The sequence below is a fragment of the Frigoribacterium sp. UYMn621 genome (assembly GCF_040549525.1).
Classification (GTDB): Bacteria; Actinomycetota; Actinomycetes; order Actinomycetales; family Microbacteriaceae; genus Lacisediminihabitans.
The window spans coordinates 377,853-400,454 of record NZ_JBEPTM010000002.1 but is presented as its reverse complement, the minus strand read 5'-3'; the positions used below and the strand labels follow the sequence as shown (position 1 = coordinate 400,454).

The following is a 22,602-nucleotide window of genomic DNA, read 5'->3' as shown; positions in this document are numbered from 1 at the left end:
TAGTACCCGATAAGAGCATGACCAGCATGCTCACGAATTGGAGCAGACACGTGAAAACTCGAATCATGGCCGGCGGCGCTGCCGGTGCATTCCTTCTCGTCGCACTCGCGGCGCCGCTTCCGGCCTCGGCTGCCACGAACGCGCAGCTCTCTGTGCTGCACGGCGTGCCCGGTGTCACCGTCGACGTCTGGGTGAATGGAGCCCTCACCCTCGACAACTTCACCCCCGGCACCCTCGCCGGCCCGCTCAGCCTCGCCCCCGGTACCTATTCGGTCGCGATCACGTCATCGACGGCGACCTCCGCGACGGACGCCGTCGTCATCGGCCCGGTCGACCTCCCGCTCGCAGACGGCGGCAACTACACCGCCGTCGCGCACCTCTCGGCAACGGGCACCCCCACCGCCACGCTGTTCACGAATGACATCTCCAAGACAGCCGCCGGCCAGGGCCGACTCACCGTGCGCCACGTTGCCGCCGCCCCGGCCGTCGACGTGCTCGCGGGAGGATCACCCGTTGTCAGTGGATTGACAAACCCCAATGAGCAGATCCTCAACCTCGCTCCGGCCACGGTCTCGGCATCCGTCGTCGCGGCGGGCACGACGACTCCGGTGCTCATCGGACCGGCGGATGTCGCCATCCAGGAGGGCGTGAACACGATCGTCTACGCCTACGGCAGTGCCGCGGACAGCACACTCGCCCTCGCTGTGCAGACCATCACCGGACTGCACACCCCGCCGGCGGGCGTTCCCGCCGGTGAGACCGGCGCGGCAGCACGCGCCGAATCGGCACAGACCCTGTCGACGATCGGTCTCGGAGCATTCGGGTTGCTCCTCGCCGCCGCCGCTGTGCTGGTAGTCGCTCGCAGGAAGGTCGGGTCGCGCGCCTGACGGCGTAGCGCCTGAAGAGAAACCTGCAGTGAGAATGACGGGAAGGGCCGCAGTCGGCGCCCTACTGGCGCTCTGCCTGGCCCTTCCCGTGCTCGCCGGTTGCACGGCGGCACCCCCACCCGTGGCGAAACCCACCGCGTCGACGACGCCGAGCCCTCGACCGACGGCTCCCGACATCCCCAAGGCCGATGCCTCACTCGGCAGCCTCTCGGTCGCCTCGGTCGTCGCGCCGGTGCGCATCCGATTCGACCGGCTGGGCATCGACATGACGGTCACCGCGGAGGGGGTCGATGCCAAGGGGGCCATGGCCCTTCCGGCCAACGCCGCCGACGCGGGATGGTATCGCTACAGCCCAGGACTCGCCGCTACCCAGGGCGCGACCGTGATTGCGGCCCACATCGACTCCCGGCACGACGGAATCGGACCGTTCAGCAAGCTCAAGAACGCGGCAGCGGGAGACACCATCACCCTGCTGGGAGAGGATGGCTCGACCCTCGCCTACACGGTGACCGAGCTGCGACAGGTGGGAAAGATCGACGCCCCGATGGCAGAGGTCTTCGATACCACCGGCGCACCGCGCCTCACCCTGGTGACCTGCGGTGGCGTCTTCAACTCGAAGACGGGGCACTACCTCGACAACGTCATCGTCACGGCGACCCCGGTCGCTGCGGCGCCCACGGGCAAGTGACCATTCACCCGCCGAGATATTCACTCCGAGCGCGGATGGGACTAGGTTGAACGACAACAGAGTCCCTCTTCCCGGCGACCACCCCTCGTCGGCCAGCGTCAGGATCCCCGTGTCCGAGCTGCTCCAGAACCATGACGAGTCGTCTCTCGTCGCCAGCTTCCAGGCGGGTGATGAGCGGGCCCTCGCCACCGTCTACGAGAGATGGGCGCGGCTGGTCTACGGGATGTCGATGCGATCACTGGCCAATGTCGCCGACGCAGAGGACGTGACCCAGCGCGTCTTCGTCTCGGCCTGGCTGGGGCGGGCGAGTTTCGATCCCGAGCGTGCGCGCCTGTCGGCCTGGCTGGTCGGCATCACCAAGCACACGATCGCGGATGCACACGAACGGCGGGCGCGTGATCGCCGCGATCGCGAGGCCCTCATCCAGAGTCTCGACCGTGATGTCATGGACTGGCCCGACGATCTCGCCGAGCGACTCGTGGTGGCGGATGCCCTCGCCGACCTTCCGGAGACGCCGAGGCAGATCATGAGACTGGCGTTTTACGATCGTCTCACACACACGCAGATCGCCGAACGGCTCGGCCTGCCGCTCGGCACCGTGAAAAGTCATATCCGTCGAAGTCTCGACCGGCTACGAACCAGATTGGAGGTGAGCGACGATGAGTGACAGCACGGTTCCGGATGCCGGGCACAGAGATCCCGACATCCTGGCCATGATGGCCATGGGCGAGCCCGACATCCCGCTCGCCGACGAGCTCCACGTGCAGGAATGCCCCGAGTGCCTCGAGGAGCTGAACAGCCTGATGCGGGTGGCGACCCTCGCCCGGTCCGGCTCGCCGCTCGAGCGTCCGCTCGACGCGCCGGGACCGGCGGTCTGGGGATCGATCAGCCGAACGCTCGGCCTTGCCGCCGACGTGATGCCCGCTCCCTTCGCCACCACCGTGGCTTTCGAGACCGCTGCGAGCCCCGAGGCTGCGTCCACGGAGACTCCTGATTCTTTCGGGCCGGAACCCGTTCTCCCGATCGCCTCCCGCTCGTCCGGCCGCGCTCACCGCCGCCATCATCGCCGAAACCGGCTGCTCGTACCGGTGTTCGCAGGGGCGCTCGCGGTGGTCGTGTCGGTCGGGGCGATTCTCGTTGCGGCGACAGTGCTCGCCCCGAAGTGGGGCGCGCCGAAGCCGAGGGTGCTCGCCGAGGCCCGCCTGGATGCGCTTCCCGATTGGACCGGTGCCTCCGGCGAGGCTGTGGTCGAGCAGACGCGCTCCGGACGACAGGTCGTCGTCACCGTCTCGGAGCCGCGGAGCGCGCCGGGCTATCGCGAGGTCTGGCTCATCTCCAGCGACCTCAGCAAGCTGATCAGCGTTGGAGTTCTCGTGGGCACGGAAGGCACATTCACGATCCCCGCCGATGTGAAGCTGGCCGACTATCCGATCGTGGATGTCTCGAGCGAGCAGCCGGACGGCAACCCGGCACACTCGGGCGACTCGATCGTGCGCGGCACCCTCTAGGCGGTCACGCGGATCACATTCGCCCAGGGGTCGTCGAAGCTGAGGGTCTTCCCATCGTCGCGGGTCTCGATGCCGTAGTGCGACATCCGCTCTCCGAGGGATCCGAGATCGTCTGAGCCGGGCACGACGATATCGACCTGTCCGAGTCCGAGGGTGCGGCCGCGGCGCCCGGCGCCGGCACTGTTCCAGGTGTTCATGGCCATGTGGTGGTGGTAGCCGCCCGCGCTCACGAAGAGCGCGGAGTCGCCGTACATGATGGTCTGCTCGAAGCCGAGCCGGTTCACATAGAACTCGCGCGCGGAACCGATGTCCCCGACCGCGAGATGCACGTGCCCGACCACGGCCTCGCCGAAGTTCGGCGCCTCCACCGCCTCGGCGGTCAGGTGCTCCCCCAGGAACGTGTTCGGGTCGAGGAACAGCGTGGACATCTCGACCTGGCCGTGAACCCAGCTCCATTCTGCGCGGTCTCGATCCCAGTACAGCTCCACACCATTGCCCTCTGGGTCGGTGAAGTAGAAGGCCTTGCTCACCAGGTGGTCGGAGCTCCCGGTGAAGGTGCCCGGTGCCCTGGTGGCGACGGAGTAGACGGATGCCGCGAGCGCGGCTTCCGAGTCGAAGAGGATGGCCGTGTGGAACAGCCCAGCGTCACGGGGGCTCGCCTGCACCAGCTCGGGGGCGGCCCGCAGGATGATCAGCGGGGTCGTGCTGCGACCGAGGGTCACGGTGTCGGTGGTCGACGCGAGCACGCTGAGTGCCACGGCATCGCGGTAGTAGGCGGTCATCCCGTCGAGGTCGGCGACGAGAAGGGTCACCGTGCCCATCGAGGTGTCGGCGGAGAGAAGGTCTGTAACGCTCATGTCAGTACCAACTTAGTTGATGCGACAACTATTCCGCTCCGGCACCGCCGGTCGAGTGGCCTCACGATCCACTCGCCCTCTTCCCCACCACCTCCGTGTGGATCTCGCTGGTCAGCTGCTCGATCTTGGCGGTGAGATCCGCGATCTGGCGGGTGAGCGTGGTGTTGTCGCGCAGCTCCTGCTCTGTCGAGCTGAAGTCGTGGTCGGCCTTCGACTGCTGGAACGCGGCCTGGCGGTTCTGGCCGATCATCACGAAGGTCGACAGGAAGATCGCCTCGAGCGACACCACGAGCGTCAGCGTGGGCCAGGGGCTCTTCTCGAAGAACAGCATCCAGAGGGCGAACAGCGCCACGTGCACGTAGACAAAACGCATCGACCCGGCGAAGGCGGTGATCGCATCCGCCACCCGCAGCTGCACGCTGCCGGCCCGGCGCCTCGCCTCTGCGAGAACGGAGGGATGATGGTCCCGGCCATCCGCGAGGAGGCGGAGGGGAACGATGTGTGGGCGATCGGTCGCGTGAACAGTCATGACTGACTGTAAGCACTGCCGGCGCCACCAGCGATCGATTCGACGCTCGAGCCGCGAATCATTCCTCCGGATGCGGCTCCCGCAGCGTTCCGGTTACCGGTGGCTCGATCACGACCAGTGATCTCAGCTCCTCCGGGTAGGCCATCGCTGGCCGGATCGACACCCGGGTCGGACTCGATTCGACGATGACCACCCTCCGCCAGGTCCAGTCCGCGGCCGGCGTGCCGGCATCGACCCCTCCGAGGGGCACCGGATTCGGCAGTCGCGCGTAGTAGGGGCGGTCGAGCGCGGCGAGGCCGCTCCTGTCGAGGAGGTCGATCGCCGCCTCTCGCGACGCCGTGCCGGCGAGAGCCAGCCCGATCAGGCTGGTCGCGACGACGCCGTCACCAGCGGGAACGAGGTAGCCGACGAGCTCACCGTCGGCCCGGCGCCGAGGCTCCCAGGAGGCGGGAATCACTGGCAGCCCTCGCAGGAGATTTCGCTGGCCGGATCGACCGCGAACAGCGACTTCTCGTAACAGAGCGAATGCTCCGAGTCGGCGTAGTAGGCGAAGTTCGGGATGCGGGTGAATCCCTCGCGCTCATAGAACCGCACGGCGTCCGGTTGCCGGTCGCCCGTCTCGAGCAGGAGGCGCGACCATCCGCGTTCTCGTCCGAACAGCTCCAGTTCGAGGAGGATCGCCCGCGAGACTCCGGTGCCGCGATGCGCCGGCATCACGAACATCCGCTTCACTTCCGCTTCGTTTCCCGGCAGTTCGCGCAGTCCGCCGCACCCCAGGGGCACTCCGGAGTCGTCGTACGCCACGAAGAACGCGGTGATGTCGTCGGCGCTTGGAGCGGGTCCGGGTTCGGAATCGGGCGTGCCGTAGCGCGCCTCGACCTCCACCCGCTGGGCCTCGCGAAGCGTCGTCGCCTCCACGTCGGACCAGGGAACCTGTCGCACGATCATGAGCCGGTGAGCCTCTCGATCAACTCCCGGTAGCGCGCGGCGGTCTGCGTGACGATCTCGGGCGGTAATGCCGGCGGCTCGCCGGTCTGGTCCCAGTGCGCGCTCAGCCAGTTGCGCACTATCTGCTTGTCGAAGCTTGCGAGCCGACCCGGTCCGCCGGCAGCGTAGGCCTCGGCATCCCAGTACCGGGAGCTGTCGCTGGTGAGCACTTCGTCCGCCAGAGTGATCACGCCGGAGTCACGATTGGCCCCGAACTCGAACTTGGTATCGGCGAGGATCACCCCGCGCGACTCCGCGATGCCGGACGCCCGCGAGAAGACGTCGAGACTGAGATCACGGAGCGCCGCCGCGACCTCCGCTCCCACCAGCTCGACCGTGCGCTCGAACGGGATGTTTTCGTCGTGTTCGCCCATCGGAGCCTTCCACGCCGGAGTGTAGATCGGCTCGGGCAGGCGATCCCCGTTGGCGAGCCCGGCGGGCAGGGGGATGCCGCACACCGTCTGGGTCTGCTGGTATTCGAGCCAACCGGAGCCGACGAGGTATCCGCGCACCACGCATTCGATCGGGAACATGTCGAGGGTGCGGGCGAGCATCGCCCGGCCGGCGACGGCATCCGGAATCAGGTCCCGCACCGCATCACCGCGCAGTTCGTGGTCTGCGACGAGGTGATTCGGCACACCGACGAGGCGGTCGAACCACCAGAGGCTCAGGGTGGTGAGCAGTTCGCCCTTGCCGGGGATACCGGGGGAGAGCACGTGGTCGAACGCGCTCACCCTGTCGCTGGCGACCATCAGAACGCGCTGGGCGCTGGCGAGATCCGCCGTGCCCGTCTCGATGTAGAGGTCGCGCACCTTGCCCGAGTAGGCGTGCGTCCAGCCATCCGCGGTCAGGTCGATTGCGTTCACCCCCTCATTATTCAGGAAGGGGTGGGGCGGATGGTTCGGATGACGGCGTCTGGGACCTCATCCGTCTCTCCGTGCACTCCAGCACCAGACCTTCCTGAATGATGAAAGGCGACAAGGGGCAGGGGGCAAGGGCACAGGGGGCACCGGGGGCCGGGGCGGGGCGGGCTATTCCGCGACGCGCTGCGCGATGTCGGTGCGGTACTGGCCGCCCTCGAGGTCGATCGCCTCGAGCGCGAGATAGGCGCGGGATCGGGCCTCCCCGAAGTCGCTGCCGGTCGCGACGACGCTGAGCACCCTCCCGCCGGTCGCGACAAGGTCGCCGCCGGAGAGGGCAGTCGCGGCATGTGCCACCGTCACTCCGTGGATCGCCAGTGCGGTGTCGATGCCCGTGATGATGCGGCCGGTGAGCGGGGTCTCGGGGTAGCCCTCGCTCGCGAGCACGACAGTCACGGCGACGTCATCGGAGAACTGCGGGCGCGGCATCCCCCCGAGTTCTCCGCTCGCCGCGGCGAACAGGAGGCCGCTGAGCGGAGTGATGAGGCGCGGGAGCACGACCTGGGTCTCCGGGTCGCCAAAGCGCGCGTTGAACTCGATGACGCGGGTTCCGGCCTCGGTGAGGATGAGTCCGCAGTAGAGCAGTCCGATGAATGGCGTCTGCTCCGCAGCGAGGGTGCGCACCGTCGGGAGCGCGATGGTGTCGATGACCTCATCGACGAATCCGGCGGGCAGCCAGGGCAGCGGGGAGTATGCACCCATGCCGCCGGTGTTGGGGCCCTCGTCGTTATCGGAGAGCCGCTTGTAGTCCTGTGCCGGCTCGAGCGGAAGCACGTTGTGGCCGTCGCTGAGGAGGAAGAGCGAGACCTCCTGGCCATCGAGGAACTCCTCGACGAGCACGCTGCCCTGCCCGATCCAGTACCCCGCGTGGGCGACCGCGGCATCCCTGTCGGTCGTGACCAGCACGCCCTTGCCCGCCGCGAGGCCGTCCGCTTTCACCACATAGGGAGATCCGAACGAGTCGATGGCGGCGATGGCCTCGTCGAGGGTGCCCGCCCGGGTCGCGCGGCCGGTCGGCACTCCCGCGACATCCATGATCCGTTTCGCGAAGGTCTTGCTTCCCTCGAGCTGGGCCGCGGCCCTGCTCGGCCCGAACACCGCGATACCGCGCTCGCGCAGTCGATCCGCGACACCGGCGACCAGGGGCGCCTCCGGCCCGATGACCACGAGCTCGATGTCGTTCTCGAGGGCGAACTCGGTGACGACGGCAGGATTCGCGGGGTCGAGCGCGATCACGTGCACGTCCGCCGCGATACCGGCATTGCCGGGCGCCGCGATGATCTCATGGTCGACGTCCTCACGAAGAAGGGCGGTGATGATGGCATGCTCGCGAGCACCGGAACCGAGGACGAGGATTCTCACTGGGCAAGCGTACCCACCCGGCACCGTGTCCACTGATCCCGCTCGGAGCATCGCCCGGCAGACTGGGTCGATGGCCCACCGTCAGAGACCCGTAGAGGCCGTGCCGGCAGACAAGACCTGTGCGGCCTGCGGCCGCCGCATCCAGTGGCGCGCCAAGTGGGCCCGTGACTGGGAAGCGGTGAAGTACTGTTCCGATGCCTGCCGACGCCGCGGGGTGACAGGGGGCGACCGGATGCTCGAGGCCGCGATCCTCGCACTGCTGGCCGAGCGCCCGACCGGCGCCACCATCCTCGACTCCGACGCCGCCCGCGCGGTAGGCGGGGAGGGCTGGCAGCAGCTCGCGGAGCCGGCCCGCCGGGCGGCGCGACGGCTGGGTGCGGCGGGGGAGATCGACATCCTGCAGTCCGGATCGGTGGTCGACGCATCGACGGCGAAGGGACCGCTGCAGCTTCGGCGCCGGTGAAGGGAGGTCCTCCGTTGCTGCCAAGCTGGTCGGATGACTCCCCGCCACACTCTCCTCGCACTGCTGGTCGTGGTGATCTGGGGGGTCAACTTCGTCGCGATCGACCTCGGCCTCACCGATGTGCCCCCGCTGCTCTTCCTGGCGATGCGGTTCGTGCTCGTGGCGATCCCGGCCGTCTTCTTCATCCGGCCGCCGGCGATCGGATGGCGCAACATCCTGTTGATCGGCGCGTTCCTGAGCCTCGGCCAGTTCACCCTCCTCTACCTCGCCCTCTCGCTCGGGATGCCACCGGGCCTCGCCTCCCTGCTGTTGCAGACGCAGATCGTGTTCTCGGTGGTCGTCTCCTCCCTGCTGCTGCGGGAGCATCCCACCCGACGCCAGCTCGTCGGCATCCTGATCGGCATGGTGGGTCTCGCTGTCGTGGTCATCGGCCATACCTATGCGGCACCCTGGCTGCCGCTCGTCATCACCCTGCTCGCGGCGCTCTCCTGGGCCATCGGCAATGTGCTGTCCCGGCGGGCGCGGGCGTCATCAGGCCTCTCGCTGGTGGTGTGGTCCGGTCTGGTGGTGCCGATCCCCTCCCTCGCGCTCTCCCTGCTGGTCGACGGCCCGCACGCTGTCGGATTCGCGCTCACCCACCTCTCACCGATGGCCATCCTCAGCACCCTGTACACCGCGGTGGCCGCGTCACTTGTGGCCTACACGATCTGGAACTCCTTGCTCGCGCGCTATCCGACCAGTGCCGTTGTGCCGTTCACGCTGCTGGTGCCGGTGATCGGCATCCTCGCCGCCTGGGCGGTCTTCGGTGAGAGGCCGGCCGGCACAGAGCTCATCGGCGGGGCGATCATGCTCGGCGGACTCGCGGCCGCGGTGCTCACCTGGCGCCCGCGAGTGCCCGCTTTCCCGGTGGACTGAGATGGCGCCGCATTCGGCAGACGGATGCTTCGCCGACCGAGCTCGACCACCTAACTCGCGCGGTGCCGGCTCGTGTCGTGCAGCTCGCTCACGATGCCCGGGCCCGCGGCGCCGGCTCCATCGAGGTGCTGGGTCCGGTGGCAGCGAGGGTTGCGTCGAGGTGCAGGACGGCTTGTGGGCCCGACCGACCACACGTCGCCACTACCGTAGAACCATGGCGAAAGCACGCATTACCGATGACGCCGGCCGCGAGGCCGTGGAGCGCGCGCTCGCGACGGTAGCCGACCGGGAGACCGAGGCCACCGCCGTGCGTTACCTTCTACAGGTGCTGGCCGATGGAGCTCCGGGCAACTCGGTGGAGGTGCGGGTTCCGCCCTTCGGCGCGGTGCAGTGCATCGAGGGTCCGGGCCACACCCGGGGCACCCCGCCGAACGTGGTCGAGACCGACGCGCTGACCTGGCTCGCCATCGCGACCGGCGGAACCGCGTGGAATCACGCCCTCGAACACGGACGCATCGCCGCCTCCGGTTCCCGTGCGGACCTCTCCGCCTACCTGCCACTCCTCTGGCATGGGGCGGATACCCCGGAAGCGTCAGGGACAATAGAGACATGACCCCCTCCGAGCCGCAGCCAGAGCCGGATGCAGTGCCGCGAGCCGCCGAGCCCTCGCAGTCCACCGAGCCCTCGCAGTCGACCGAGGAGACCGAGGTCACGGTGCGCCGGATTCCGCGATACTCGCGGTTCCTCATCATCGGAGCGGGGCTCGGGGCGGTCACCACGTTCATTCTGACGGCGTCCTTCCCCTCGGATCCGCAGGTCGGTTTCGGCGCTCTCTTCGGCTATTTCCTGCTGTTCGGGGTGCCCATCGGGGTCGTGCTCGGGGCTGTGGTCGCGATCCTGCTCGATGTCGGGCTCACCCGTCGTGCCCGCACCGTGCTGGCCGAGCGCACGATGGTCGACCCGCGGCCCTACGACGAGGAGCCGGTGAGTGCAGAGGTGCCGGAAGCCCCACCCGCACCAGAGGAAACTGCTACTAGATAGTTTCACTATCGGATAGTTACACTATCCGTATGCGAATGGCCGAACTCAGCACCACCAGCGGCATCCCGGTGGCGACGATCAAGTACTACCTGCGCGAGAAGCTGCTTCCGGCGGGTGAGAGCGAGACGGCCAACCAGGCTCGCTACGGAGATGTCCACCTGGATCGGCTTCGCCTGATCCGAGCCCTCATCGAGGTCGGGGGGCTCAGCGTGGCATCCGCCCGCAGCGTGCTCGACGCCATCGACTCGGAGGCTTCGCTCCCCGAGGTCTTCGAGGTGGCGCAGTGCACCGTCTCGGCGGCCGTCGCACCGGACGACGTCGACCCGGCGTCACTCGCCGATATCGATGAGCTGCTCACCGGCTGGCACGTGTCTGCCGCCAACCCCGGGCGCCTCTCCGCTGCGCGAGTGCTCTCCGTCTTCCGCGGGCTCGGGCAGACGGATGACCGGGGCTGGTTCGCCCGCTACGCCGAGGCCGCCCTGCTCATCGCCGCCGCAGACCTCGACGAGATCGAGTCGCGCGAGGGCCGCGCCGCCAAGGCAGAAACCGTCGTCGTCGGCACCGTGCTCGGCGACGCCCTGATCTCCGGACTGCGTCGTGCAGCTCAGGAGCACGTGACATCCGAGCGCTATTCCTGAAGGAGAACCGACCACCATGACCCGCACGATCGATGCACCCCCCGCCTCCGTCATCGCCCGCTTCGGCTCGCACCGTCCACTGCTGTGGCTCTCCGTCGGCATGATCGCGCTCGCCGCGGTCGCCCTCGTCGGGTTGGTCGTCGACCAGCGCTCGATCACCGGGATGCCCCTGTGGGCCAAGCCGCTGAAGTTCTCGCTCTCCGTGCTCATCTACAGCGTCACGCTCTCCTGGCTGCTCGGCCAGCTGCCCCGCGCCCGCCGCATCACCTGGTGGTCGGGCACCATCGCCGCGGTCTTCCTCGCCGTGGAGATGATCGTGATCTACGGGGCGGCCTTCGCCGACACGACAAGTCACTTCAACGTCTCGACCCCGTTCTCGACCGCCCTTTGGGGCACGATGGCGGTGTCGATCGTGATCGTCTGGTCCGCCACCATCCTCGTGGCCGTGCTGCTGTTCCGCGCCGATCTCGGCGACCCCGCGCGCAGCTTCGCCATCCGTTCCGGTCTCATTATCGCGGTGATCGGCATGGGCCTCGCCTTCCTGATGACGAGCCCGACCGCCGCACAGCTGTCCAGCTTCCAGGGGATCGCCGGAGCCCACACCGTTGGGCTCGCCGATGGGGGACCCGGCCTCCCGCTTCTCGGTTGGAGCACGGTCGCCGGCGACCTGCGCATCCCGCACTTCGTGGGGATGCACGCGATGCAGGTGCTGCCCATCCTTGCGCTGCTGCTCGAACTGGGCTCTCGCCGCCTGACTGCCTTGGGCGACTCGCGCACCCGGCTCGGCATCCTCGTCGTGACCGCCGCCCTCTACCTCGGCGTGATCGCGGTGCTCACCGCGCAGGCGCTCTCGGGCCGGTCGATCGTGAGTCCGGATGCCGCGATCGGCACGGTCTCGACGGCGCTGTTCGCCGCGGCCGCGGTCGCCATCGGGGCGATAGTGGTGCGGGGCAGGCGCCTCAGCTGAGCTGCGTGCGCTCCACCCAGGCGAGGTATTCGGGAGTGACGGTGCCGGTGACGTAGTCGCCAGTGAAACAGCTCATCTCGAGGGCGGTCACGTTCGAACCCTCGAGAATCGCCGACTGCATGTCTGCGACCTCCTGATAGATGAGGTAGTCGCTCCCCATCTCCCTGTTGATGTCCGGGATCTTGCGATCGTGGGCGATCAGCTCCTGGCGGCTTGGCATGTTGATGCCGTAGACGTGGGGAAAGCGCACGGGAGGTGCCGCCGAGGTGAAGGTGACCTTGTTCGCGCCGGCTTCGCGGGCCATCTGCACGATCTCCTTCGAGGTGGTGCCGCGCACGATCGAGTCGTCGACGATCAGGATGTTCTTGCCGCGGAACTCGGATCCCATCGCATTGAGCTTCTGCCTCACCGACTTCTTGCGCTCGGCCTGGCCGGGCATGATGAAGGTGCGGCCGACGTAACGGTTCTTGTAGAAACCCTCGCGGTACTCGATCCCGAGCTTCTGGGCCACCTGCATGGCGGCCGGTCGCGAGGAGTCGGGAATCGGCATGACCACATCGATGTCGCCGCGCGGCGTGTACTGAGCGATCGTGTCCGCGAGCCGGTTGCCGAGGCGCAGGCGCGCGTCGTAGACGGAGATGCCGTTCATGATGGAGTCGGGCCTGGCGAGGTAGACATACTCGAACGAGCACGGCACGAGCGAGGGGTTCTTCGCGCACTGGCGTGAGGTCATCTCGCCGTCGAGGGCGATGAACACGGCCTCGCCGGGCGCGACGTCTCGCACGATCTCGTAGCCACCGCTCTCGAGCACGAGGGACTCGGATGCCACGATCCAGTCGTCCCCGACGAATCCGCGTGCCCGCTTTCCGAGCACGAGCGGACGGATGCCGAAGGGATCTCGGAACGCGAGCAGGCCGTATCCGGGGATCATCGCGATCGTCGCGTAGGAGCCTTCGACGCGCTCGTGCACGCGTTCGACGGCGGCGAAGATCTGGTCGGGATCGAGGTCGAGCCCGGTGACCTGCTCCTGCAGTTCGTGGGCGAGCACGTTCACCAGCAGCTCGGTGTCGGAGCTGGTGTTGAGGTGCCGCCGGTCGATGTGGAAGAGCTCGTCGGTGAGCTCCCTGGTGTTGGTGAGGTTGCCGTTGTGCACGAGCACGATGCCGTAGGGGGCGTTCACATAGAAGGGCTGCGCCTCCTGCTCGTTTCCGGCATTGCCCTTGGTGGCGTAGCGCACGTGACCGAGCCCCATGTTGCCGGGGAGGGCGCGCATGTCACGGGTGCGGAAGGCCTCTCGAACCTGGCCCCGCGCCTTCACCATGTGGAAGGTGCGGCCTTCGGCGGTGGCGATGCCGGTGGAGTCCTGGCCTCGGTGCTGCAGAAGAAGGAGGCTGTCGTAGACCTGTTGGTTGGCGGGTTCCGAAGAAACGATGCCGACAATGCCGCACATTCGCGGTGAGTCTCCAGACCGTAGAGTTGGGGGTGATTTACTCCAGTCTTTCACGCTTTGAGAACGGAAAACGAATGGCCGACAAGTACGCCGAGGCGGGCGTCGATACGGCGGCCGGAGACCTCGCTGTCGAACTCATGAAGTCGGCGGTTTCCGCCACCCACGGGCCACGCGTCGTCGGCGGTGTCGGGGGCTTCGCCGGACTCTTCGACGTGTCGTTCCTCACCTCCTTCGAGCGGCCGCTTCTCGCGACATCCACCGACGGGGTCGGCACGAAGGTCGCGATCGCCCAGGCCATCGACAAGCACGACACGATCGGCATCGACCTGGTCGGAATGGTCGTCGACGACATCGTGGTCGTCGGAGCTACTCCGCTCTTCATGACCGACTACATCGCCTGCGGCAAGGTCGTGCCCAGCCGCATCGCCGACATCGTCGCGGGCATCGCACGGGGCTGCAGCGAGACCGGCACCGCCCTCGTGGGGGGCGAGACCGCCGAGCATCCCGGGCTGCTCGCACCGGATGACTACGACGTCGCCGGTGCTGCGACGGGCGCGGTCGAGGCGGATGCCCAGCTCGGTGCCCATCTGGTGGCGGATGGCGACGTGGTCATCGCGCTCGAATCATCCGGCCTGCACTCCAACGGCTACTCGCTCGTGCGCAGCATCATCCGCCAGAGGGACATCTCGTTCCTCGATCGCTCCGATGAGCTCGGCGGTCTGGTCGGCGAGGTGCTGCTCGAGCCCACCAGGCTCTACACCTCTCCCCTGCTGAGCCTGCTGGCGGACGCCCCTGGCGCAGTTCACGCACTCAGCCACGTGACCGGCGGCGGTATCGCGGCCAATCTCGCCCGGGTGCTGCCCGTCGGCAGCTGGGTGGAGCTGGAACGCAGCACCTGGTCGCCGGCCCCGGTCTTCCGCGTGCTCGCCGAATGGGGATCGATGAACCTCGAAGAGGCCGAGGGCACCTGGAATCTCGGCATCGGCATGATCGCCGTGGTGGAGGCGTCCCGGGTCGACGCGGTCATCGCGCACCTCGCCGCCGATGGCATCCCGGCCTGGACCCTCGGCGCGGTCTCGACAGTGCCGCGCGACATCACCGGCTTCGACCAGGGCGTCAAGGGCGTCGACGGCGGTGCCGTGCGCCTGGTCGGTCGCTACCGCGACTAGCCCGTCCGTCGCCGCGGTTCGAGCCTGCCGCTGGTCGAGCCTGCCGCAGGTCGAGCCTGCCGATTCTGATTCCATCATTCAGGAAGGTCTGGGGCGCAAGTGGACGAAGTGACGGATGAGGTCCCGCAGGCGCTCGTCTGCCGCATCCGCCCCACAGGTTCCTGAATGATGAAGAGGGCGAGCGCGCCGCATCCGCCCCACAGGTTCCTGAATGATGAAGAGGGCGAGCGCGCCGGATTCGCCGGATTCGGCGGTCTCGACCGAAGGCGGTCGAGACGCGGATCGCCGGACCGTGCCGACATCCGGTCCGAGCGTGGCGGAGGGCTTACCCGCCCGCTCCTCGGAAGGGGGCAGATGACTCGCGCCGACTCAGCGCAGCCGAGCGGATGCGCGCTGCAGAACTGCCTAGGCCGTCTTGTTCTGGTCGGACTCGTACTCGTCTTCCGAGAATCCGGAGACATCCGGCGAGTAGGCCGTTGCGCTGAATTCCGGCCACTTCTCGAGATCTTCTTCGAGCTTGGGATCGATCGGGGCACCGGTGACGGGATGCGTGAGTTCGCGTTCGAGCGCGTTGTAGTTGGTGTCCGGGCTGAAGTACTTCAGCTCACGAGCCACCTTGGTGTGCTTTGCTTTTTGACGGCCGCGCCCCATGGCTTGACCCCCTCACGATTCCTGCCCGGACGAACGGAGCCTCGACTGGCGAACAGCTGCCCGGGATTGACCAAATAGGGAACTAAAAACTAAAGGCCAACTTTAGCATGCACGCGCACCCCGGCCGCGTCCGCCATCCGCCCTCCCGGTGGCGGCTAACGTAGACGCGTGACGTCCTCGCCTGGCTCCCCCTCTGTCGTGGTGATCGGCGCGGGACAAGCCGGATTGTCCGTCTCCTTCTACCTGAGACGACTCGGCCTCGAGCCGGGTTCCGACTTCGTCGTCCTCGACCGCGGCCCGGGCACCGGTGGCGCCTGGCAGCACCGCTGGGAGGCTCTGCGCATCGGCTCGGCCCACCACATCAATGACCTGCCGGGCATGGATGAACTCGGCATAAGTTTCGACACCGCCGACCGCACCCAGCCGGCGAAGGATGTCGTGGCCGACTACTACGCGCGCTACGAAGAGCACTACGAGCTCCGCGTGCGGCGCCCGGTCGATGTGAAGCGCGTCTTCAACCGCGGCACCGAACTGGTTGTCGGTTTCGAGGCGGGTGGCGGCATCGGCGCGTTGGAGACGGATGTCGTCGTCAACGCCACGGGCACGTGGGGGTCGCCATTCATCCCCTGGTACCCGGGATTCAACGACTTCGCCGGACGACATGTCCACACCACGAATTACGAGTCGGCGGCCGCCTTCGCGGGCCAGAACGTGGTCGTGGTGGGCGGAGGAACCTCGGCGATCGGCTTCCTCCTCGAACTCGAGGGCAGTGCGGAGAGCCTCACGTGGGTATCCCGGCGACCCATCGAATTCCTCGACGAGGGCGAACTCAACATGGAGGCGGGGGCCGCGGCGGTCGCAGCCCAAGACGAGGCCGCGCGCAGCGGCCGCGCCCTGCCGAGCATCGTCAGCGGCACGGGAGTGCCCCGGACCCGCCGCATCCAGGCCGGGATCGAGCGGGGAACCCTCGTCGCCAAGCCGATGTTCACCTCGATCGAACCGCGGGGCGTGCGCTGGTCCGATGGCACATTCCAGCCGGCGGATGCGATCGTCTGGTCGACCGGTTTCCGGCCGGAACTCCGCCATCTCGCCCCCCTCAAGCTGCGGGAGAAAGAGGGCGGTATCAGTGTCGGCGGGGGATCGTCCTGGAAGGACGGGCGTATATTCTTCGCCGGGTATGGACCGCAGGCCAGCACGATCGGGGCGAATCGCGCCGGACGGGCGATCGCCCGCCAGGTGGTCGCCCTGCTCTCCAACCTGTAGCGGAGCGCTCACAGCGGGAGTGGATGCTCGACAACCTCGCCACCATCCGCGAAGATCGAGACCATGACCCGCCACGACGCGCTTGAGAGCCAGATCCGGTCTGTCTTCCGCCGGGGGGCATGGATTGCCGCGATCAGCGCACTCCTGGTCGGAGCCTTCGGCCTGATCTTCCCCCAGGCCGCGCTGCGCTCGGTCGCGCTGCTCTTCGGCGTCTATCTCATCGTCGCCGGCACCAGCAGGGTCTTCACCGCGGTCTCCGGCACGGATATGCAGGCCGGCTGGCGCTGGTTCGTCGGGCTGATGGGTCTCGTGGTGATCGCCGCCGGCGTGCTCTGCCTCAATAATCCATTCGGCACCCTCATCGCCATCGGGCTGTTCATCGGAATCGGCTGGCAGATCGATGGCCTCCTCTGCATCATCACCGCGTTTGCCCTGTTCCGCCGCGGCACGCGGGCGAGCCTCGTGCTCACGGGGCTCGCGTCGTTCGTGTTCGGCATCGTGGTGATCCTGCTGCCGGGGGCGGCGATCCTCGGCTTCCTGTTCGTGACGGCGATCTTCCTCGCCGTCATCGGTGCGGTCGGCATCGTGAGCCTGGCGATCAGCGGATCGCGGCGCCGGGCCGAAATCGCATAGTCCGGCACACGCAACCGGGTCGAGGCGGCAGCGCCTATTCCACCTGCACTGACGCGCCGGAGGACGCGGTGACCTCGCCGTCGGCATTCACCGTGATCGAGACATCCTCCCCGCCGAATCTCAGACCGTTCACCGTGAGCGCACCGACCATCGTCATCGGGGAGACTCCGAGGGTCGCGGATGGCGCGTCGGGACGCAGTCCGAGCGTCGAGGCCAGCACCGAGACCGAGGCGGCCGCCGACCAGGCCTGCGGTCGACACGCGGCAGGGTAGGGAACAGGGGCGGCGAACTCGCTCGCGGCATCGCCGGAGTGCAGCTCGGGCATCCGATAGTCGAAACCCGATGCCGCGGCCAGGAGCCCGGCCGCGAGGGACGAGGCCTCCGCGGTGAAGCCGTCGCGGGCGAGTCCGGCGATCGCGATGGCAGTGTCATGGGTCCAGACGCTGCCGCCGTGGTAGCTGAGCGGCCAGTAGCCCTCCGAATCGGTGGACATGGTGCGAAGGCCGTACCCAGAATTCAGGTGCGGGGAGACCAGCCGGCGGGCGACGAGGGCGGCCTGGTGCGAGTCGAGCAGGCCGGTGCCGAGCAGGTGGCCGATGTTGCTGGTGACGGTATCGACCGGTCGCTTGGACGAGTCCAGTGCGATCGCCGGATAGGCGCCGGCCGGGTCTTCGATCCAGAACGACTCGTGGAATCGGGTGCGCAGTCGGGCCGCCCACTCTCGCCATTCCGCGGCACCGGAGACACCGAAGTGGTCGAGCAGCTCCGCTCCATGCATCGCCGCCTCGTAGGCGTAGGCCTGCACCTCGCAGAGCGCGATCGGGCCCTCGGCGAGGCTTCCGTCGCGCCACTGCACCGAATCGCCGGAATCCTTCCAGCCCTGGTTCGCGAGTCCCGTCCCGGTGGCGTCGACGTATTCGAGCAGGCCGTCGCCGTCGGCATCCCCGTAGTCCCGCATCCATTCGAGAGCGGCGACGAGGTGTGGGAGGAGCACCACTACTTCTGGCTCGGGCAGTCCCCACTTCCAGGCGTCGTGCAGAAGGCACACCCAGAGCGGAGTGGCGTCGACGGTGCCGAAATAGAGAGGGGGAAGCACGACCGCCTCACCGGGGATCGACAGCGTCGCCCGGCGCAGCTCGTGCATGATCTTGCCGGGCTGCTCTGCGCTTCCGGCGACGGACTCGGTGCCCTGCAGCGACGCGAGCACCCGCAGGGTGTCGGCGGCGAGGGTCGTGCCGAGCGGCAGCATGAAGCGGGCCGCCCAGAGCGAGTCCCGGCCGAACAGGGTGAAGAACCAGGGCGCGCCGGCGGCGAGGAATTCGGATGCCGGATCCGATACCGTCGTGAGCCTCAGGGCATCGAGGTCGGAGAGCGCTTGGGCCACCCAGCGCTCGAGGCGATCGTCGCCGGCGCTCACCATCGGAACGGACCAGCGCGCGGCATCGGTGGTGCCGCGCACGACCGCATCGGCATCCTCCGCATCGATCGTCCAGCTCACCGTCACCGACCCGTTCGCGGGGATGTCGAGAGCCCAGGCCAGCCGGATGCCGCCGTCCGGGTGGTCGGTGACCTCCGCATCAGGGGCGTTCAGCGTCGCCCGCACGGCGCCGCGGCCCCAGGTCGCCGTGTGGGGGGACACGTCGAAGGGCACACCGGCGCCCCCGATGCCCGCCTTCACGGACTCCATCTCGGCGAGGTCGCTGTCGATCTGCACCGTCGCCGTCGTTGAGACGCGCGTGTCGAGCGCCGACTGGATGGTGATCGACTCGGCCACCCCGGTGGTCGAGACCGTGCGGCGGTGCAGCAGTCGCACCCGCGGGTCGGCGGTGCGATCGTCGAGGCCGCGTAGCAGTCCGACGAACACAGTGCTCGCCGCACCAGAGGGAACCGTCGCGATCGGTTCGGCCGACTGCCCGCCCACCGTCACCACACTGCGGGACACGACCCGGATGTCCGAGTGATAGATGCCCGTGATGCCGTGCCCGTCGATCGTCCCGTCACCGGCCGACCAGGCCTGCGACGGCGCTCGGAGCAGGACGGTCGTGTCGTGGAGCAGCGGTTGCAGCGTGGGGAGCATGAGATTCAAGAACTTTCAGTGGTGGTGCGGAAGGCGTGAAGGGATGTGCCGGCTCGACTCGTCTACTCCTTCACCGCCCCATCACTCGCGTTCATGATCTGCCTCTGGAAGATGAAGAACATGACCGCCACCGGAACCGTCATGATGGCTGCGGCGGCCAGCTTGATCGGATACTGCGTGCCCTGACTGAGCTGTCCGGAGGCGAGGGAGGCGACTCCCTTGGTGAGGGTCACGAGATCGGGGGACTGGGTCGACACGATGAAGTGACTCAGCTCGTTCCACGATCCCTGGAAGGAGAGGATGACGATCGTGATGAGCGCGGGGCGTGCCATCGGCAGCACCACGGACCAGAACACCCGGAAGGTGCCGGCGCCGTCTATGCGGGCCTGCTCCTCGACACTCGCCGGGATGGACTCGAAGAAGTTCTTCATGATGAAGATGCCCGCGGCATCGGTGAGCAGCGGGATGATCATGCCCGCATAGGTGTCGTAGATGCCGATCTGATTGATCACGAGGAACTTCGGGATCAGCAGCACCACTCCGGGCACGGACATCACCGCGATCAGGCCGGCGAACATCACGTTGCGCCCCCGGAAGTTCAGCCGCGCGAGCGCGTAGCCGGCGAGCGAGTTGAAGAACACCCGTCCTGCGGTGACGAAGACCGTGACGATCGCCGAGTTCTTGAACCAGATCGGAAAGTCCGAGTGCAGGAACAGCCGCTCGTAGGCCGCCGTCGAGAAGGTCGCGGGGATCAGCGAGAGCGGATCGCTCGCGGCATCCGCCTCGGTCTTGAACGAGGTCGCCACCTGGATGAGGAACGGGAAGATGTAGACGATCGCGAGCACGACGAGCAGCGCGTAGAGGATCGACCGGCCGGCGAGCAGTCCGCCGCTCGGGCGGGACTTGCGTCCGACTAGGCGGGGGGTCATGGCGCTCATAGCGAGCCTCCCTGGTTCTTCGTGACGATCTGGCTCGCCGCGATGCCGGTCGCGACATTCAGAGGTCCGTTACCGTCGTTCCAATCGTTCGGACCATCGGGACCGTCGTCTTTCGGGCCCCCGGGATTGCCGTCCTTCGGCGGAATCTCGTACCCGCGCATCCGTCGCTTGGACACCCTGCGCTCGGCGAGGATCCAGCGCTGGAGGAGCGTGAACAGCACGATGATGACGAAGAGCAGGAACGCAATCGCCGCGCCCTGGCCCCACTGCTGATTGTTGAACGCCGACTGGTAGGAGAGGAACGCCGGGGTGAGCGTCGTCTTGCCCGGAGCGCCCTTCGTGCCCGTGTAGATCTGGTCGAAGACCTGCCAGCAGCCGATCAGCCCGAGCGTGAGCACGGTGAAGAGGGTGGGGCGGAGCTGCGGAAGAGTGACCCGCCAGAAGCGCTGCCAGCCGTTCGCACCATCCATCATCGCGGCTTCGGTCACGTCACCGCCGAGGTTCTGCAGCCCGGCGATGAAGAGGAGCATGAAGGTGCCGCTGGTCGTGAAGACAGCGAGCAGCACGAAGGCGAACATGGCGACGGATGGCCCGCCGAGCCAGTCCCACCACGAGACGCCCAGCGCCGTGGAGTTCGTGAGCGCGCTCGGCCCCGCCGTCACGCCGAACAGCTTCAGAAAATTGTGGATGATTCCGTCGGGATCGTTGAACCAGTTGGGTCCCTTCACCCCGAGGTACGACAGGAGCTTGTTGACCGCGCCGGTGGAGTTGAAGAGGAACAGCCAGAGCACGGTGATGGCAACCGAACTCGTGACGGAGGGGAAGTAGAAGGCGGTGCGGAAGAAGCCGCGCCCCTTGAGGATCTGCCGGTTGACCAGCACCGCAAGGAAAAGGGCGAGCGCGGTCTGCAGGGGAACGACGAGCACGACGTACCAGGCGTTGTTCTTGAGCGCGGTGCCGAAGTCCTGCTCGGCGAGGCCGCCACCGCCGAGGAGCGCTGAGTAGTTCTCCAAGCCCACGAAGTGCACGTTGCCCGAGAGCGGGCTCCCGCGGCCGGTCCAGTCGCTGAAGCTCACCCAGAGCGCCATGAGCACCGGCACGACCAGGAACAGCCCGAGCAGGATGACCATCGGCGCCGTGAAGAGGTAGCCCGAGAGGGCCTCCCCGCCCCGGAGTCCGGAGCGGGGAGACCGTCTCGTGGTAGTCGCCATGGTGACTACTTGACCAGTGCTTCGAGGTTCTTCTGGGTGGCGTCGAGGATCGTCTTGGGGTCTCCCGTTGCGAGGCTCTCGAGCTTGGAGTTCAGGTCGGTCACGACATCCGCCGCGCCCTTCGCTGTAGGAACGCCCTTCGCGTAAGCGGCCGCGTCGAGGAACGGCACCAGCTTGGGGTTGTCCTTCTTCCAGGTGCCGGCTGCCGACTTGATCGAGGGCATCGGACCGAACGCGGTCGAGAACGCGAGCTGGTCGCTCGAACTGGTCAGCTTCTCGACCAGCTTGACGGCCGCGGCCTGGTTGGGGCTGTCGGCGGCGATTCCCCAGCAGTTGGTGAACTGCAGCGTTCCCTTACCGGCCGGGCCTGCGGGCAGCGGCGCGATCGTGTAGTTCACGGTCGGGTAGTCGCTCGTCATCGCACCGGTGATCCAGTTGCCCTCGATGGTCATCGCCGCGAGGCCCTTACCGAAGGCCTCACCGCCCCATCCGGCTCCGAGGTCCTTGGCGTACTTGAGGCTGCCGTCGGCCATGAGCTTCTTGGCGTAGTCGAGCCCCGCGATGTTCTCGGCGCTGTTCGCGGTCGCCTTGGTGCTGTCCGCGTTCATGAGGTTGCCGCCGGCCTGCGTCATGAAGGCGCCGAGGCGGGCGTATTCGCCACCGATTCCCAGGCCGACGTGGCCGTCCGTCGTGAGCTTCTTCGCCACGGTCTCGAGCTGGTCCCAGGTGGTCGGGATGTCCGCATCGGTGAGTCCGGCGGCCTTCCACATGTCGGTGTTGATCTCGAGCGCCAGGGTCGAGAAGTCTTTCGGAGCGCAGTAGAACTTGTTGTCGTAGGTGAACGACTTGACCAGGCTCGGGTAGAAGTCGCCCTTGTTCTTCAGGCTGTCGCCGTAGGCGAGCAGCGAGCCGTTCGAGGCGTAGCCGGCGAGAGCGTCGGTGCTGAGGTAGAAGACGTCAGCGGGCTTTCCGGCGGAGAATCCCTGGGCGAGCTGCTGGTTGAGGTCGCTGGCCACCGAGACCTTTGCGTCGGTTCCGGATGACTTGGACCAGTCCGCGACGGCACTGTTGACTGCCTTCGTCTCCGCGTCTCCGCTCGAGCCGATCAGCACGGTGAGCGCCTTCTTCGACGAGGTGAGTTTTCCGCCGGAGCTGTCGGAGCTTCCCGCGCCGAAACCGGAGCTGCAGGCGCTGAGCGCGAGGACTCCGACGGTGGCGAGGATGCCGGCAGCCAGCCAGCGGTTGGTGCGTCTTTGCATTGTTTCTCCTTTAATGGGGGTGCCCGGTGATGGGCGCTGTGTTTCGTCAGCGGAGTCGGAGGCATCGCGGGCGAACCGGGGGCGGCGGCCGAGGGAAGTGTGCGCGGACTCGATGTTAGCCACGGTGCCCTCCTTTGGGTCGCAGGTCGGTTCGCTGGTGCGGTGGGGATGTGCCGGCGGTGTGCGGGA

25 protein-coding genes are annotated in these 22,602 nt (G+C 67.6%); 13 read left to right on the top strand and 12 right to left on the bottom strand.

The annotated features are described in order from the left end of the window. Positions 1-50: 50 nt before the first annotated feature. The 4 genes from ABIB54_RS06000 (at position 51) to ABIB54_RS05985 (ending at position 3,083) form a co-directional block, all read left to right on the top strand. Positions 51-887 (top strand): DUF4397 domain-containing protein, encoded by an 837-nt coding sequence (locus ABIB54_RS06000; RefSeq protein ID WP_502917078.1) that lies wholly within the window; start codon positions 51-53, stop codon positions 885-887. Between the two features lie 34 nt (positions 888-921). Then, positions 922-1,575, top strand: coding sequence for a class F sortase (locus tag ABIB54_RS05995; RefSeq protein ID WP_354574673.1), 654 nt, complete (start codon positions 922-924; stop codon positions 1,573-1,575). Positions 1,576-1,684: 109 nt separating this feature from the next. Then, the gene (locus tag ABIB54_RS05990; RefSeq protein ID WP_354574593.1) at positions 1,685-2,242 is read left to right on the top strand and encodes a sigma-70 family RNA polymerase sigma factor; all 558 of its coding nucleotides are present in this window, start codon (positions 1,685-1,687) and stop codon (positions 2,240-2,242) included. After that, positions 2,235-3,083, top strand: a complete 849-nt coding sequence (locus tag ABIB54_RS05985; RefSeq protein WP_354574592.1) for an anti-sigma factor domain-containing protein — start codon at positions 2,235-2,237, stop codon at positions 3,081-3,083. Before ABIB54_RS05990 ends, ABIB54_RS05985 begins: the two co-directional genes overlap by 8 nt. Here the strand turns inward: ABIB54_RS05985 and ABIB54_RS05980 are convergent. The 6 genes from ABIB54_RS05980 to purD form a co-directional block, all read right to left on the bottom strand. After that, positions 3,080-3,940, bottom strand: a complete 861-nt coding sequence (locus ABIB54_RS05980; protein ID WP_354574591.1) for a VOC family protein — start codon at positions 3,938-3,940, stop codon at positions 3,080-3,082. The genes ABIB54_RS05985 and ABIB54_RS05980 overlap by 4 nt on opposite strands. Before the next feature lie 61 nt (positions 3,941-4,001). Beyond that, complete coding sequence (locus ABIB54_RS05975; RefSeq protein WP_354574590.1) at positions 4,002-4,469, bottom strand: DUF1003 domain-containing protein; 468 nt, start codon at positions 4,467-4,469, stop codon at positions 4,002-4,004. Between the two features lie 58 nt (positions 4,470-4,527). Further along, on the bottom strand, positions 4,528-4,926 hold the full coding sequence (locus ABIB54_RS05970) for a hypothetical protein (RefSeq protein ID WP_354574589.1): 399 nt from the start codon (positions 4,924-4,926) through the stop codon (positions 4,528-4,530). Next, entirely contained in the window at positions 4,923-5,417 is a 495-nt protein-coding gene (locus ABIB54_RS05965) for a GNAT family N-acetyltransferase (protein ID WP_354574588.1), read from the bottom strand. Before ABIB54_RS05965 ends, ABIB54_RS05970 begins: the two co-directional genes overlap by 4 nt. After that, positions 5,414-6,322 carry a phosphoribosylaminoimidazolesuccinocarboxamide synthase gene (locus tag ABIB54_RS05960; RefSeq protein ID WP_354574587.1) on the bottom strand — a complete coding sequence of 303 codons (909 nt, stop codon included), beginning with the start codon at positions 6,320-6,322 and terminating at the stop codon, positions 5,414-5,416. The genes ABIB54_RS05965 and ABIB54_RS05960 overlap by 4 nt, the downstream gene beginning before the upstream one ends. Positions 6,323-6,487: 165 nt before the next feature. After that, positions 6,488-7,738 carry a phosphoribosylamine--glycine ligase gene (gene purD, locus ABIB54_RS05955; RefSeq protein WP_354574586.1) on the bottom strand — a complete coding sequence of 417 codons (1,251 nt, stop codon included), beginning with the start codon at positions 7,736-7,738 and terminating at the stop codon, positions 6,488-6,490. A 70-nt stretch (positions 7,739-7,808) separates the two neighbouring features. On the opposite strand from purD, the gene ABIB54_RS05950 reads away from it, so the two are divergent. The 6 genes from ABIB54_RS05950 (at position 7,809) to ABIB54_RS05925 (ending at position 11,762) form a co-directional block, all read left to right on the top strand. Next, complete coding sequence (locus ABIB54_RS05950; RefSeq protein ID WP_354574585.1) at positions 7,809-8,201, top strand: DUF3253 domain-containing protein; 393 nt, start codon at positions 7,809-7,811, stop codon at positions 8,199-8,201. A 33-nt stretch (positions 8,202-8,234) separates the two neighbouring features. Next, complete coding sequence (locus ABIB54_RS05945) at positions 8,235-9,116, top strand: EamA family transporter (protein ID WP_354574584.1); 882 nt, start codon at positions 8,235-8,237, stop codon at positions 9,114-9,116. A gap of 214 nt (positions 9,117-9,330) precedes the next feature. Next, the gene (locus ABIB54_RS05940; protein WP_354574583.1) at positions 9,331-9,729 is read left to right on the top strand and encodes a sterol carrier family protein; all 399 of its coding nucleotides are present in this window, start codon (positions 9,331-9,333) and stop codon (positions 9,727-9,729) included. Then, positions 9,726-10,157 carry a hypothetical protein gene (locus ABIB54_RS05935; protein WP_354574582.1) on the top strand — a complete coding sequence of 144 codons (432 nt, stop codon included), beginning with the start codon at positions 9,726-9,728 and terminating at the stop codon, positions 10,155-10,157. The genes ABIB54_RS05940 and ABIB54_RS05935 overlap by 4 nt, the downstream gene beginning before the upstream one ends. 29 nt (positions 10,158-10,186) lie before the next feature. After that, the gene (locus ABIB54_RS05930) at positions 10,187-10,795 is read left to right on the top strand and encodes a MerR family transcriptional regulator (protein ID WP_354574581.1); all 609 of its coding nucleotides are present in this window, start codon (positions 10,187-10,189) and stop codon (positions 10,793-10,795) included. A gap of 16 nt (positions 10,796-10,811) precedes the next feature. Further along, positions 10,812-11,762: a hypothetical protein gene (locus tag ABIB54_RS05925; RefSeq protein ID WP_354574580.1), complete on the top strand. Its 951-nt coding sequence runs from the start codon at positions 10,812-10,814 to the stop codon at positions 11,760-11,762. On the opposite strand, the gene purF is transcribed toward ABIB54_RS05925, so the two are convergent. Continuing rightward, entirely contained in the window at positions 11,755-13,212 is a 1,458-nt protein-coding gene (gene purF, locus ABIB54_RS05920) for an amidophosphoribosyltransferase (RefSeq protein WP_354574579.1), read from the bottom strand. The genes ABIB54_RS05925 and purF overlap by 8 nt on opposite strands. A gap of 74 nt (positions 13,213-13,286) precedes the next feature. Here purF and purM point away from each other — a divergent pair, with 74 nt between their 5' ends. Further along, positions 13,287-14,381, top strand: coding sequence for a phosphoribosylformylglycinamidine cyclo-ligase (gene purM, locus ABIB54_RS05915; RefSeq protein ID WP_354574578.1), 1,095 nt, complete (start codon positions 13,287-13,289; stop codon positions 14,379-14,381). 405 nt (positions 14,382-14,786) lie between these two features. Here the strand turns inward: purM and ABIB54_RS05910 are convergent, their stop codons facing one another. After that, entirely contained in the window at positions 14,787-15,032 is a 246-nt protein-coding gene (locus ABIB54_RS05910; RefSeq protein WP_185201869.1) for a DUF3073 domain-containing protein, read from the bottom strand. 168 nt (positions 15,033-15,200) lie between these two features. On the opposite strand from ABIB54_RS05910, the gene ABIB54_RS05905 reads away from it, so the two are divergent. Then, the gene (locus ABIB54_RS05905; RefSeq protein WP_354574577.1) at positions 15,201-16,295 is read left to right on the top strand and encodes an NAD(P)-binding domain-containing protein; all 1,095 of its coding nucleotides are present in this window, start codon (positions 15,201-15,203) and stop codon (positions 16,293-16,295) included. Between the two features lie 63 nt (positions 16,296-16,358). Further along, positions 16,359-16,928 carry an HdeD family acid-resistance protein gene (locus tag ABIB54_RS05900; protein WP_354574576.1) on the top strand — a complete coding sequence of 190 codons (570 nt, stop codon included), beginning with the start codon at positions 16,359-16,361 and terminating at the stop codon, positions 16,926-16,928. Between the two features lie 34 nt (positions 16,929-16,962). On the opposite strand, the gene ABIB54_RS05895 is transcribed toward ABIB54_RS05900, so the two are convergent. The 4 genes from ABIB54_RS05895 to ABIB54_RS05880 form a co-directional block, all read right to left on the bottom strand. Beyond that, positions 16,963-19,005, bottom strand: coding sequence for a glycogen debranching N-terminal domain-containing protein (locus tag ABIB54_RS05895; protein WP_354574672.1), 2,043 nt, complete (start codon positions 19,003-19,005; stop codon positions 16,963-16,965). Between the two features lie 62 nt (positions 19,006-19,067). Then, positions 19,068-19,934 carry a carbohydrate ABC transporter permease gene (locus ABIB54_RS05890; protein WP_354574671.1) on the bottom strand — a complete coding sequence of 289 codons (867 nt, stop codon included), beginning with the start codon at positions 19,932-19,934 and terminating at the stop codon, positions 19,068-19,070. Between the two features lie 5 nt (positions 19,935-19,939). Continuing rightward, positions 19,940-21,154, bottom strand: a complete 1,215-nt coding sequence (locus ABIB54_RS05885) for a carbohydrate ABC transporter permease (RefSeq protein ID WP_354574575.1) — start codon at positions 21,152-21,154, stop codon at positions 19,940-19,942. A gap of 5 nt (positions 21,155-21,159) precedes the next feature. After that, the gene (locus ABIB54_RS05880; RefSeq protein ID WP_354574574.1) at positions 21,160-22,413 is read right to left on the bottom strand and encodes a sugar ABC transporter substrate-binding protein; all 1,254 of its coding nucleotides are present in this window, start codon (positions 22,411-22,413) and stop codon (positions 21,160-21,162) included. Positions 22,414-22,602 lie beyond the last annotated feature (189 nt).

Bases quoted from the DNA above. Each gene is read 5' to 3' on its own strand.
- ABIB54_RS05980 (WP_354574591.1), bottom strand. From the start codon at position 3,940: ATGAGCGTTACAGACCTTCTCTCCGCCGACACCTCGATGGGCACGGTG.
- ABIB54_RS05995 (WP_354574673.1), top strand. From the start codon at position 922: ATGACGGGAAGGGCCGCAGTCGGCGCCCTACTGGCGCTCTGCCTGGCC.
- ABIB54_RS05945 (WP_354574584.1), top strand. From the start codon at position 8,235: ATGACTCCCCGCCACACTCTCCTCGCACTGCTGGTCGTGGTGATCTGG.
- purF (WP_354574579.1), bottom strand. From the start codon at position 13,212: ATGTGCGGCATTGTCGGCATCGTTTCTTCGGAACCCGCCAACCAACAG.
- ABIB54_RS05900 (WP_354574576.1), top strand. From the start codon at position 16,359: ATGACCCGCCACGACGCGCTTGAGAGCCAGATCCGGTCTGTCTTCCGC.
- ABIB54_RS05880 (WP_354574574.1), bottom strand. From the start codon at position 22,413: ATGCAAAGACGCACCAACCGCTGGCTGGCTGCCGGCATCCTCGCCACC.
- ABIB54_RS05940 (WP_354574583.1), top strand. From the start codon at position 9,331: ATGGCGAAAGCACGCATTACCGATGACGCCGGCCGCGAGGCCGTGGAG.
- ABIB54_RS05895 (WP_354574672.1), bottom strand. From the start codon at position 19,005: ATGCTCCCCACGCTGCAACCGCTGCTCCACGACACGACCGTCCTGCTC.
- ABIB54_RS05885 (WP_354574575.1), bottom strand. From the start codon at position 21,154: ATGGCGACTACCACGAGACGGTCTCCCCGCTCCGGACTCCGGGGCGGG.
- ABIB54_RS05965 (WP_354574588.1), bottom strand. From the start codon at position 5,417: ATGATCGTGCGACAGGTTCCCTGGTCCGACGTGGAGGCGACGACGCTT.
- ABIB54_RS05910 (WP_185201869.1), bottom strand. From the start codon at position 15,032: ATGGGGCGCGGCCGTCAAAAAGCAAAGCACACCAAGGTGGCTCGTGAG.
- purM (WP_354574578.1), top strand. From the start codon at position 13,287: ATGGCCGACAAGTACGCCGAGGCGGGCGTCGATACGGCGGCCGGAGAC.
- ABIB54_RS05950 (WP_354574585.1), top strand. From the start codon at position 7,809: ATGGCCCACCGTCAGAGACCCGTAGAGGCCGTGCCGGCAGACAAGACC.
- ABIB54_RS05930 (WP_354574581.1), top strand. From the start codon at position 10,187: ATGCGAATGGCCGAACTCAGCACCACCAGCGGCATCCCGGTGGCGACG.
- ABIB54_RS05935 (WP_354574582.1), top strand. From the start codon at position 9,726: ATGACCCCCTCCGAGCCGCAGCCAGAGCCGGATGCAGTGCCGCGAGCC.
- ABIB54_RS05985 (WP_354574592.1), top strand. From the start codon at position 2,235: ATGAGTGACAGCACGGTTCCGGATGCCGGGCACAGAGATCCCGACATC.
- ABIB54_RS05925 (WP_354574580.1), top strand. From the start codon at position 10,812: ATGACCCGCACGATCGATGCACCCCCCGCCTCCGTCATCGCCCGCTTC.
- ABIB54_RS05975 (WP_354574590.1), bottom strand. From the start codon at position 4,469: ATGACTGTTCACGCGACCGATCGCCCACACATCGTTCCCCTCCGCCTC.
- ABIB54_RS05890 (WP_354574671.1), bottom strand. From the start codon at position 19,934: ATGACCCCCCGCCTAGTCGGACGCAAGTCCCGCCCGAGCGGCGGACTG.